Raw genomic sequence first — 11,305 nt, forward strand, 5'->3', positions numbered from 1 at the left:
GCCCCATGTCGTGCGCGCCGATCTCCATCACGCCGGAGCCGTCGCGCCGGAGCACCGCGCGGGCTTCGGCCTGGAACATCAGCGCCGGGAAGGTCGCGGTGCCCATGCCCCAGCCGACCAGCAGGCCGCCATCGTCACGCATCTGCCGCGCCTGGAGCGGACGCTTCGACCAACCGAAGCGCGCGGCGCCCTGTTCGTAGCAGGCACGCAGCGCCTTGGACGAGAACGGCTTGCCGGTGATCGGCTCGACCTCGGCATAGTTCTTTAGCCGGAAGGCCAGCGGATCCATGCCGCAGGCCCACGCCATCTCGTCGATGGCGCTCTCGAGCGCGATCGAGCCCGTCGCTTCGCCCGGCGCGCGCATGAACAGCGGCGTGCCGGTGTTGACGCGCACGGCATCGTGCGAGGTGCGGATCGCGGGCGCGGCATAGAGCGTGTGCGACGCATCGGCGGCAGGCTCGTAGAAATCGTCGAAGGTGCTCGACACGGTCCGCGCATGGTGATCGAGCGCGGTCAGGCGTCCTTCACCGTCGGCGCCGATGCGCAGGCGCTGGCGCGTCGGCGCGCGGTGGCCGACCGGGCCATACATCTGCTCGCGGCGCAGCACCAGCTTGACCGGCTTCCCGACCAGCTTCGCCGCCATGATGCCGAGAACCGGCGGACCGCCCATGAGCCCCTTCGAGCCGAAGCCGCCGCCGAGGAAGGGACTGCGGATGTGGATCTTGTCGTGCGCGATGCCGAACAGTTCGGCAATGCGCGCCAGCGACAGCATCAGACCCTGGGTCGGCATGTCCACGGACAGCCTGTCGCCATCCCACTGAACCACGATCCCATGCGGCTCCATCGCGTTATGATATTGCGGCGGTGTCTCGTAGACGGCATCGATCTGCTTCTCGGCGGAGGCGAGCCCCGCCTCGATATCGCCGTGGTGATGCTCCGCGGGATTACCGACACCGACGACCGGCGGCACGAAACTCTCGCCGGCGTCGAGGCCGACCAGCGGGGGCAGCGTCTCGTAGCGAGGCGCCAGCAGTGTCGCGCCTTCCGTTGCGGCCTCCAGCGTTTCCGCGATCACGACCGCGATGGGCTGGTTGGCGTAACGGACCTCCTTGCTGTGCAAGGCGTCCATACGGAACACGAACGGATTGGTCTTGATCTCCGGATCGATCGCGAGCTGCGGCTTGTGGTCCGGCGTCATCACATCCACGACGCCAGGGTGACCCTTGGCCGCAGCGACATCGAGCGAAACCACGCGGCCACGCGCAATGCTGGACGCGGCAATCACCGCAAACAGCATGCCGGGCGGATGATTGTCCGCAGCATAGGTCGCCCGCCCCGTGACCTTGAGGAGGCCGTCACGGCGTGTCAGCGGCTGGCCGATGTTCGAGCCGTGCCTGAGATGGGCGGGCGCGCTGGTCAAATTGAGCTCAGGCATGGATGGCTCCGGAGGTCGAGGCAAAGGGAGAAGCCGGCAGCGCGGGGATACGCGCAGGCGTGCCGGCAGCGGCGAGCAGCAGCGCGCGCACGACGATGCGGCGCGCAAGCTCGATCTTGAAGGCGTTGTCGCCGGACGGCTTGGCGTCGGCAAGCGCGCGCCAGGCCGCCTCCTGGAACGCGTCGACCGTGGGCGCGACGTTCCTGAGCACGTCCTCCGCGGCACGGGCTCGCCAGGGCTTTGCGGCGACGCCCCCGAGCGCAAGTCGCGCCTCCGCGATCCTGCCGCTCTCGATCCGCAGCGCAGCCGTGGCCGAGACCACGGCGAAAGCATAAGACGTTCTCTCGCGCACCTTCAGATAGCGCGCATGCGATGCAAACGCGCGCGCCGCCGGCGGCAGACGCACCGCGACGATGAGATCGCCGGGCTCGAGCATGGTCTCGCGCTCGGGCGCGTCGCCCGGCAAGCGATGCAGCTCGTCGAGCGCGATCTCGCGCCGGCCGCCCCTGCCCTCGATCTCCACGACCGCATCGAGCGCGACCAGCGGAACGCAGAAGTCGGAAGGGTGCGTGGCGATGCAGCTTTCGCTCCAGCCGAGCACGGCATGGCCGCGGTTCTCGCCCTCGCGCGCGTCGCAGCCGGAACCCTGCTCGCGCTTGTTGCAACGGCTGGCGGTATCGTAGAAATAGGCGCAACGCGTTCGTTGCAGGAGATTGCCGCCAACGGTCGCGGCATTGCGCAGTTGCGCGGACGCACCGGACAGCAGAGCTTCGGCAACTGCGGGATATGATCTCGCGAATTCAACGTCATGCGCGAGATCTGCGTTACTCATCAGCGCGCCGATACGCAAAGAGCCGTCGGCGAGAGTCTCGATGCGATCGAGCCCGTCGAGATGCGTGACGTCGACCAGACGATCCGGGCGGCTGACATCGCCCTTCATCAGGTCAAGCAGATTGGTGCCGGCGGCAAGGTACACCGCGCCCGGCTGGGCGGCGGCGGCAACGGCCTCAGCGACCGTCGCAGGCCTGACGTAATCGAACGATTTCATGCCGAGCGCCTCTGGTTGGATTCGTCCATCTGTCCTTGCGCATCGAGCACGGCATCGACGATGCCGGCATAGGCGCCGCAACGGCAGAGATTGCCACTCATGCATTCGCGGATGCGCTCGGGATCGTTGCCGGCCTGCGCCTCCTTGATCATGCCGATCGCGCTCATGATCTGGCCCGGCGTGCAGAAGCCGCATTGAAAGCCGTCATGGGCGATAAAGGCGGCCTGCACGGGATGGAGCTGGTCGCCGCGCGCAACGCCCTCGATGGTGAGGATGTCGGCGCCGTCGTGGCTGATGGCGAGCGCGAGGCAGGAATTGATGCGCTTGCCGTCGACGAGGATGGTGCAGGCGCCGCACTGGCCGCGGTCGCATCCCTTCTTGGTTCCGGTGAGATGGAGGCGCTCACGCAGGAGATCGAGCAGCGTGACGCGCGGATCGTCGAGGACGAAATCGCGCCGCGCACCGTTCACGGTGAGGCTGATGGAGTGGTTCATACAAGGCTCCGATCAGATTTGGACATGAGTCATCGTGCAGCGCGCCACGGCCGTGGCCGCCGTCCGATACTGCGCCGCCCGAACAGGGTGCGGCCGACGCTTGCAGGAAGATACGGAGGCATCCTCCGTTTAACAAGGGTGGTGCGGAAAATATTGGAATTGGTCGAAAGCGCGTGTGTCCCCAACGCGATGCAGCCCTGCGCGGGTCCGGCGAGGGTTCAATCTAACCTATTCGTGATCTAGATTGCCCGGCATGGACGACCACACCGACCAGACCCGAAAGCCCCGCGCTGACGCCGTGCGCAATCGCGAGCGCGTGCTCGAAGCGGCCAAGCTGGTGTTCAATGCGGGCGGTTCGGAGGCGAGCCTGGAAGCCGTGGCCAAGCGCGCCGGGGTCGGCATCGGCACGCTGTACCGGCATTTTCCGACGCGCGAGGCCTTGTTCGAGGCGGTGTACCGCCGCGAAGTCGAGCAGCTCAGCGAGCTGGCCGAGCAGTTGAAGAATGCGAAGGATCCGGTCGAGGCGCTGCGGCGCTGGCTGCGCTCAGCGGTGGAGTTTGTTGCCACCAAGAAGGGGATGTCGGCAGCGCTGGCGCTGACGTATCAAAGCTCGTCGGAGCTCGCGGCGTTCTCGATGGAGCGGCTCACCAAGGCGATCGGCTCGTTGCTCGACCGCGCGGTCGCCGCCGGCCAGATGCGCGGCGATATCAGCCCAGAGGACCTGCTGCGGGCGCTCATCGGAATGTGCTACATGCACGACCAGCCCGGCTGGCAATCCTCGGTGCTGCGGATGCTCGGCGTGTTTGTCGATGGATTGCGGGTGCAGCCGCCCGCCAAGGCCAAGGCGCGTTCGTCCAGAACAACGAAGCCGACGACGAAGCGCAAGCGGTAGGCAGCGCGCACTCGTGGAGCGAATGCCAACTCGGCAGGGCGGAGTGGAATTCTGCCTATCGCACGGGGCTTATTGCCTCGTCAGGCTCATCAGGCTGGTGGTATCGGCGAGATACGTTTTTGAAAGTCGGTTTCCGCCGCCAAGTGAGACAGCTTGTCCGGATTCTTGACGATGTAGATCGCGGCGATCCCGTCCTCGCGGATGTCGAGCGCGGTTGTCTGAAGCATGCCGCCTCCGTCGAGGCTGACGTAGCCTGGCAGTCCGTCAATGGTGGCGACACGTAACAGCGTTGGCGGCACGGCATGCTTGCGCCGCTGCCTGGCAAAAAGTCGCAAGGCCCGTTCGATGCCCCGAATAACATTGCGGAAGGCAAGGACCTTGCCGCCACCATCGGTATGGATCTCGACATTGCTTGCCAGCAGCGCGGAAAGCGCCGCGACGTCCCCGTCGCGTGCCGCGGCGAAGAAGGCTCGGCTGATCCGGTCTGCATCCGCGGGTTCGACGTCAAAGCGAGGACGTGCGGACTGCACGTGCTTGCGGGCGCGCGCCGCGAGCTGACGAACCGCGGCCGGCTCGCGGCCGAGGGTGGTGGCCACTTCGGTCAGCGGCACGTCGAACACGTCGTGGAGGAGGAAAGCGGCCCGCTCCAGAGGCGACAAACGCTCGAGCGCCAGCATCAACGTGACCGTGACGTCGTCGGCGACCGTCTCGTCCAACTCCACGGAACCCACAAGTGGATCTGGCAGCCAAGGTCCGACATAGGTTTCCCTGCGCGCGCGCGCGGAGCGGCGTCGGTCGATGCACAGGCGTGTGACGATGCGGGTTAGATAGGCGGGAGGCGAATCGACGACACTCTCCGCCCCGACCCACCGCAACCATGTGTCCTGAACGACGTCCTCCGCCTCGGTGAGCGAGCCCATCATCCGATAGGCCAGGCGTGTCAGGCGCCTGCGCTCCGCCTCGAACGCGGTGGTCCGCCAGTCGTTCATCGCCGCCATCTGCTCCGCTCCCTCGCAATCATATCCGCTTACCCGTCGCTCGCGCATCCCGGGCCCAAGGATAAGACGATCGGGCGTGCCTGGTTGTGACATCGGCCGCTACGCGTGGAAATGCTGCGTGGCATGTCACACCCCGACCTCTTGGCCCGTCATGGCTTCGAGCGCCGATCTCCGGCGTTCCGAACATAGAGACACGTCATGAGCGAGAACAAACGACTGGTCTGGGCCGAGGTGGCGCCGCAGGGCGCAAAGGCCCTCTTCGGCGTCCACCAGTACGTCACCACGGGCACCGACCTGCCGAACGAACTGATCCACCTCGTCTTCCTCAGGGTTTCGCAGATCAACGGCTGCGCGCACTGCATCGACCTGCACACCCGGGACCTCCTGAAGACGATGCCGTTCGAGAAGGTCGCCCTCGTTCCGGTCTGGGCCGAGGTGCCCCATCTGTTTCCCGACAAGTATCGCGCTGCGCTGGCGTGGGCGGAGGAAGTCACGCTCGTCAGCGAGACGCACGCGTCCGACGAGGCCTATGCGGCCGCAAGCGCGGCTTTCGGGCCAAAGGATTTGGTGGACCTCACAATCACGATTGCGGCGATGAACGCGTTCAACCGGCTGGGGGCGCCCTTTCGGCTCCCGGTCAAGGCCCAAGCCTGATTTTTGGCTTTCCATCGTCTCGGAGCGGCCCCAGAGCCGTTCCGAGACACCGGGCGCGTGGTTCATCGGCCCCCTGGCGCCGCAGATGTGCTATGATCGCGTCCGCCGGGGATCTCAACGCGGAGCCTGTCATGCGCATCGCAGCCTTGCTGGTCGCCTTTATTGTTGCCTGTCATCATGCAGCGTTTGCCGGCGATGTCGCGGCAGCCCAAAGCGTCATCCGCGCCCAGGAGCAGGCTTTCGTTCGCGACGATGCGGCGGCGGCCTATTCCCATGCCGCACCGGCGATCAAGGAGATCTTTCCCGCGTCCGACATCTTCATGTCGATGGTGCAGAGCGGCTACGCCCCGGTCTATCGTCACAAGAGCTTCGAATTCGGCGACAGCAAGATCGATGGCAGCTGGATCGCCCAGCGCGTCCATATCATCGATGCCGATGGCGAGGCCTGGGAAGCGCTGTACACGCTAGAGCAGCAGGCGGACGGCAGCTACAAGATCACCGGCTGCTCGCTATTGAAGGCGGGGCAGTCGGCCTAAGTCGCGAGGCCCGGGCCGGTCTTGACCGCGCCCATCCGCGAGCGGATCAGCAGCAGCACGACGATGCCGATGTTGAGCGCATTCCAGGCGACGCCGTTGGCGAAGGCCGCGGCATAGGAACCTGTGGCGTCGAAGATCACGCCCGACACCCAGCCGCCGAAGGACATTCCGAACACCGACGCGAAGATCACGATGCCGACGCGGGTTGCGGCTTCGCTCGCCGGCATCGCCTCGCGCACGATGATGGCGTAGCTCGGCACGATGCCGCCCTGGAACAGGCCGAACATCGCCGAGATCAGATAGAGCGAGGCGAGGCTGTCGAAGAATAGGTAGAACACCAGTGCGAAGCCCTGCGCCAGCGACCCCACCAGCAGCGTGGGGATGCCGCCGATCTTGTCGGCGAGGTAACCCGAACCGATCCGGCTGATGATGCCGCAGGCCATCATCAAGGACAGCATCTCGGCACCGCGCGCCACGCCATAGCCGAGATCGCCGCAATAGGCGACGATGTGCACCTGCGGCATCGCCATCGCCACGCAGCAGGCGATCGACGCGATCGAGAGCAGCACCGTCAGCGTATTGGTCGAGAGTCTGAGATCGACCCGCGGCGGCGGCGCGTTGGCATGATCGTGGACCGTGTTGCTGCCCATCTGCGCGCGCAGGACCAGCACCAGCGCCGTCATCAGGCCGACGCAGACGATGGCGATGCCGATATGGGTATAGCGCCAGCCGATCTCCTGCGTGCCCCAGTTCACGAGCGGCGGCCATATCGTGCCGGCGACATAATTGCCGCTGGCGACGATGGTCACGGCAAGTCCGCGATAGCGCTCGAACCAATGCGAGACCTCCGCCATCAGCGGCGCGAAGGTCGCGGACGTCCCGAGGCCGATGAGAAAATAGGCCGCCACGAACTGCCAGAGCTGGCCCGACAGGGCCGCGAGCACGTTGGCGATGCCGAGGAAAGCGATGCTGATCGCCATCGCCGGCACGATGCCGAACCGGTCGGTGATCTTGCCGGCGATCACGCCACCGAGCCCGAAGCCGAACATCATCAGCGTGAAGGCCAGCGACACCGCCCCGCGCGTGGCGCCGAATTCGGTCTGCACGATCGGAATCACGACCACGACCGCCCACATGCCGACGGCCCCGATCGAGCCGATCAGGACCGCAATGACCAGCCGCATCCAGGCCTGACGCGAATCAGGGGTGAATGAATGAGGCGTCTGTCCTGGAGGATGGGGCGCGTGCACGGGCTGGAACATGGCCTGCCGGTCGCCGCAAGGTCAAGCAGCGTGCTGCGATGTTGGGCATGCGCGGTGCACTGCGGTAAGAAGGAGCTTGGCGAACGCGCGTTTTGCCACTAGTTTGCATTCAGCGTGTGCACCTTGGCCGCGCGGAGAGCATATCGGCGGAATGTTGCTGCGATTGACGCGACCGGTACGGATCAAGGTGGGACGGATCATCGCCCTCGCCTATCTGTTCTGCGTGCTCGCGCCGGCCGCAAGCCTTGCCTTTGGCAGCGCGCCGGCGCCGTGCCTCGGTAACGAGGCCGTGCTGGCTGATCTCGTTCCGGTGCATCACCAGATGTCCACGAGCCATGGCGACGCCGCGCATGAACATGCGGGAATCCACGCTGATCACCACGCCGCCGCACAGGACGCATCCGTTCCGCATCATCACGACGGCAAGGGCACGGTGGGCCCGTGCTGTGCGATGATGTGCGTCAGCGCGCTGCCGGCCGATCTGCCCAGCATCACCACACCGGCCCGGCCGATATCGACCTGTGCGCCCGAGATCGTGCCCAGCCTGCACAGCGCCGCACCGCCTCAGCACTACCGCCCCCCCATCGCCTGATCTGACACGACGGCGTCGGTTTCGATGCGCGCTTTTGCGCGTGCGAACCTGTGGTCTCCAGATCAGGAATTACGACATGCTTGCGCTTTCAAGGGCGAAACCTGCCGCATCCGCGGCGGGTGAACGGCACGCTCTCTCCACCTGGCCGCTGCTGGCTTTGGCTGCGGTGGCACTGTCCGGCTGCATGCCGGCAACGACGCATATGGCCAGCGCAGATCCCGCTGATCCCGCTGCGAAGGTTGCGCCCGTCGTCTATCGCTCGACCATCGCGCCCTACACCAGCCTGCGGCCTGCGACGCCGGCACCATGGCGTGGCCGCAACGAGGCGGTGACGCCGCAGCCGAAGCAAGAGCGGTAGGAGCGCGCCATGACACCCCATCTCGCGCGAGGCCTGCTCGTCATCGCCGCGCTCGGCATGTCCGGTTGCGCCGCGTTCTCGCCCGACGGCGGCATGACCGATGTCTCGGACCTGACGAGCCGGACCATCAACAAGGACGTCGCCTTCGTGCGCTCGGCCGAGGGCGCCGCCGCGGTCGACGCCCGCGTCCGCCAGTTGCTCTCGCGCACGCTCAGCGTCGACGCCGCCGTGCAGATCGCGCTGCTCAACAACAAGGGGCTGCAGGCCGCCTACAACGAGCTGGCGCTGGCGGAAACCGATCTGGTCGAGCAGAGCTTGCCGCCAAATCCCGTGTTCGCAGTCTCGCGCATCACCGGAAACGGCGCGAGCGAGATCGAGCGCCAGGTGGTCGGCGACATCCTCGCGCTCGCCACCCTACCGTTTCGCTCCGACATCGCCCGCGACCGTTTCCGCGGCGCCCAGTTGCGCGCGGCACTGGCAACGCTGCGGCTCGCCGCGGACGTGCGCCGTGCCTATATCCGCACCGTTGCCGCCAATGAGATGGTGGGACTGCTGACCGACGCGAAGGCGACGGCGGAATCGACCGCACAGCTCGCGCTCAAGCTCGGCGAGACCGGCTCGCTCAACAAGCTCGACCAGGCTCGCGAGCAGGTGTTCTATGCCGAGACCACCGCGGACCTCGCCACCGCGCGGCAGGCTGCTGCGAGCGCCCGCGAAAGGCTGGCGCGCCTCATGGGGCTATGGGACGAAGGTCTCGATTTCCGCTTGCCCGATCAACTGCCGCCGTTGCCGCGCCGGCCGCTGGCCCTGCCCACGATCGAGGTCGATGCGGTGACGCATCGCCTCGACCTGCAGATCGCGCGGCTCGAGCTGGCCGCGTTGGCGAAGGCGCTGAACCTCACCGAGGCGACGCGCTTCGTGACGCTGTTCGATCTCGCCGGCATCTCCCGCCGCACCAGGGATCCGGAGGGGCCGCCGTTCAGCGAGCGCGGCTTCGACGTCCAGTTCCAGATTCCGATCTTCGACGGCGGTGAGGTGCGCGTGCGCCAAGCCGCCGAGACCTACAATTTCGCCTTCAACCGCCTGACCGAGCGGGCCGTGAATGTGCGCTCCGAGGCGCGCGACGCCTATCGGATCTATCGCTCCACTTATGACATCGCCGGCCACTACCAGCGCGAGATCATCCCGCTGCGAAAGATCATCACCGAGGAGATGCAGCTGCGCTTCTCCAGCATGCAGGTCGACATCTTCGCGCTACTCACCGAGGCGCGGCAGCGTCTGGCGTCGCTGCGCGGCGCGATCGATGCCAGGCAGCGGTTCTTTCTCGCGCAGGCCGATCTGCAGACCGCCGTCAATGGTGGCTACGCGCCGGCGGCCGGCACCGACAATCCCACCACCATCGCCGCGGCAGCGCCGGCCGCCGGCGGCCATTGAGACGGAGGCCAGCATGTTTTCCCGCCGAGGATTTTTAGGCAGCGCCGCGCTTGCCGGCGCGTCGGCCATCAGCGGCCGCGTGCAGGCTGCTTCGATTCCGGAAGCCATCACCATGGACAAGGTGCTGATGCAGCCGCCGCTGCATCCCAGCAGCGGCCCGGACTATCGCCCCGTGGTCACGCTGAACGGCTGGTCGCTGCCGTTCCGCATGAACGGAGACTGGAAGGAATTCCATCTCGTCGCCGAGCCCGTGGTGCGCGAGTTCGCCGAGGGCATGAAGGTGAATTTGTGGGGCTACAACGGCCAATCGCCGGGCCCGACCATCGAAGCCGTCGAAGGCGACAAGCTCCGTATCTTCGTCACCAATCGCCTGCCCGAATACACCACCGTGCACTGGCACGGCATGATCATCCCGAGCGGCATGGACGGGGTGGGCGGATTGACCCAACCGCACATCCAGCCGGGCAAGACATTCGTCTACGAGTTCGAGATGAGGAAGAGCGGGACCTTCATGTACCACCCGCATTCCGACGAGATGGTGCAGATGGCGATGGGGATGATGGGCATGGTGGTCGTGCATCCGCGCGACCAGAGCTTCCGGCCCGTCGACCGCGACTTCGTCTTCGTGATGAGCACCTATCGCGTCGACCCCGGCACCTACTTGCCGCACGTCAACGAGATGACGGATTTCAACATGTGGACATGGAACGCGCGGGTGTTTCCCGGCATCGATCCGCTGCCGGTCAGGCTCGGCGACAGAGTGCGCGTGCGCATCGGCAATCTCAGCATGACCAACCATCCGATCCATCTGCATGGCCACAGCTTTGCAGTCACCTGCACCGACGGCGGCTGGATTCAGGAGAGTGCGCAGATCCCGGAGACGACCACCGACGTCCCGGTCGGCGCCGTCAGGGTGTTCGACGTGCTCGCCGACAATCCCGGCGACTGGGCGTTTCACTGCCACAAGTCGCATCACACCATGAACGCGATGGGACACGACGTGCGCAATCTCATCGGCGTGTCGCGCAAGGATCTCGCCAAGGCCGTCGGCAAGCTCGCGCCCGATGGCATGGCCATGGGCTCGACCGGCATGGCGATGGGCAACATGGAGATGCCCACCCCTGAAAACACGCTGCCGATGATGACGGGCACCGGCCAGTTCGGCCCGATCGAGATGGGCGGCATGTTCACGGTGATGAAGATCCGCGAAGACCTCGCGCGCGACGATTACCGCGACCCCGGTCCGTACAAATTCCCGCAAGGCACCGTCGCCTACGAAGTGGCCGCGCCCGCGTCGGAGCCGGCGCGGCAGAGATCAGGCAGTCCGCCGATGAAGCACAAGATGTGAGCATTTCGATGACCCCCCAATGGAAACCATGATGAAGAAGACCATCAAGCTCGCCCTCGCGCTGGCTGCACTTTCGGCCGCGCCGGCCTTTGCTCACGACAAGCACGGGCACGGAAACTATTCGGCCGGCGAGCCCGGCGACCCCAAGAAACCGGCACGCACCATCGAAATTCTGATGAACGAGATGGACTACACGCCCGCGAAGATCGAGGTGAAGCGCGGCGAGCAGATCCGCTTCGTGCTGCGCAATGTCG

The 11,305-nt window shown here is 66.1% G+C and carries 12 protein-coding genes and 1 pseudogene; 8 read left to right on the forward strand and 5 right to left on the reverse strand.

Annotated elements, in window-relative coordinates:
• The 3 genes from JHD07_RS20220 to JHD07_RS20230 all read right to left on the reverse strand — a co-directional run.
• On the reverse strand, window positions 1–1,435 hold a 1,435-nt coding region (locus tag JHD07_RS20220), incomplete at its 3' end, for a molybdopterin cofactor-binding domain-containing protein (RefSeq protein ID WP_291625077.1).
• Entirely contained in the window at window positions 1,428–2,483 is a 1,056-nt protein-coding gene (locus JHD07_RS20225) for a xanthine dehydrogenase family protein subunit M (RefSeq protein WP_291625079.1), read from the reverse strand. The genes JHD07_RS20220 and JHD07_RS20225, both read right to left, overlap by 8 nt.
• The gene (locus JHD07_RS20230) at window positions 2,480–2,977 is read right to left on the reverse strand and encodes a 2Fe-2S iron-sulfur cluster-binding protein (protein ID WP_291625081.1); all 498 of its coding nucleotides are present in this window, start codon (window positions 2,975–2,977) and stop codon (window positions 2,480–2,482) included. Before JHD07_RS20230 ends, JHD07_RS20225 begins: the two co-directional genes overlap by 4 nt.
• Window positions 2,978–3,230: 253 nt before the next feature.
• Between JHD07_RS20230 and JHD07_RS20235 the strand changes: the two genes are divergently transcribed.
• Window positions 3,231–3,869: a TetR/AcrR family transcriptional regulator gene (locus JHD07_RS20235; RefSeq protein WP_291625083.1), complete on the forward strand. Its 639-nt coding sequence runs from the start codon at window positions 3,231–3,233 to the stop codon at window positions 3,867–3,869.
• A gap of 89 nt (window positions 3,870–3,958) precedes the next feature.
• Here the strand turns inward: JHD07_RS20235 and sigJ are convergent, their stop codons facing one another.
• Window positions 3,959–4,867, reverse strand: coding sequence for an RNA polymerase sigma factor SigJ (sigJ, locus tag JHD07_RS20240; protein WP_366864870.1), 909 nt, complete (start codon window positions 4,865–4,867; stop codon window positions 3,959–3,961).
• Window positions 4,868–5,065: 198 nt separating this feature from the next.
• Here sigJ and JHD07_RS20245 point away from each other — a divergent pair, with 198 nt between their 5' ends.
• Window positions 5,066–5,521, forward strand: coding sequence for a carboxymuconolactone decarboxylase family protein (locus JHD07_RS20245; protein WP_291625084.1), 456 nt, complete (start codon window positions 5,066–5,068; stop codon window positions 5,519–5,521).
• Between the two features lie 131 nt (window positions 5,522–5,652).
• Window positions 5,653–6,057, forward strand: coding sequence for a DUF4864 domain-containing protein (locus tag JHD07_RS20250; protein ID WP_291625086.1), 405 nt, complete (start codon window positions 5,653–5,655; stop codon window positions 6,055–6,057).
• Here JHD07_RS20250 and JHD07_RS20255 read toward each other — a convergent pair.
• On the reverse strand, window positions 6,054–7,319 hold the full coding sequence (locus JHD07_RS20255) for an MFS transporter (protein ID WP_291625088.1): 1,266 nt from the start codon (window positions 7,317–7,319) through the stop codon (window positions 6,054–6,056). The two genes, JHD07_RS20250 and JHD07_RS20255, sit on opposite strands and share 4 nt — an antisense overlap.
• Before the next feature lie 151 nt (window positions 7,320–7,470).
• Here JHD07_RS20255 and JHD07_RS20260 point away from each other — a divergent pair, with 151 nt between their 5' ends.
• The 5 genes and pseudogenes from JHD07_RS20260 to JHD07_RS20280 form a co-directional block, all read left to right on the forward strand.
• Complete coding sequence (locus tag JHD07_RS20260) at window positions 7,471–7,911, forward strand: hypothetical protein (RefSeq protein ID WP_291625090.1); 441 nt, start codon at window positions 7,471–7,473, stop codon at window positions 7,909–7,911.
• Window positions 7,912–7,987: 76 nt separating this feature from the next.
• The gene (locus JHD07_RS20265; RefSeq protein WP_291625092.1) at window positions 7,988–8,269 is read left to right on the forward strand and encodes a hypothetical protein; all 282 of its coding nucleotides are present in this window, start codon (window positions 7,988–7,990) and stop codon (window positions 8,267–8,269) included.
• Between the two features lie 9 nt (window positions 8,270–8,278).
• Window positions 8,279–9,703, forward strand: coding sequence for a TolC family protein (locus tag JHD07_RS20270; RefSeq protein WP_291625094.1), 1,425 nt, complete (start codon window positions 8,279–8,281; stop codon window positions 9,701–9,703).
• Between the two features lie 13 nt (window positions 9,704–9,716).
• On the forward strand, window positions 9,717–11,051 hold the full coding sequence (locus tag JHD07_RS20275; RefSeq protein WP_291625095.1) for a copper oxidase: 1,335 nt from the start codon (window positions 9,717–9,719) through the stop codon (window positions 11,049–11,051).
• Window positions 11,052–11,082: 31 nt separating this feature from the next.
• Window positions 11,083–11,305: pseudogene (locus JHD07_RS20280) on the forward strand (copper resistance protein); the annotation flags it as partial.

Origin of the sequence: Bradyrhizobium sp., from assembly GCF_016462955.1 — a bacterium.
Classification (GTDB): Bacteria; Pseudomonadota; Alphaproteobacteria; order Rhizobiales; family Xanthobacteraceae; genus Bradyrhizobium.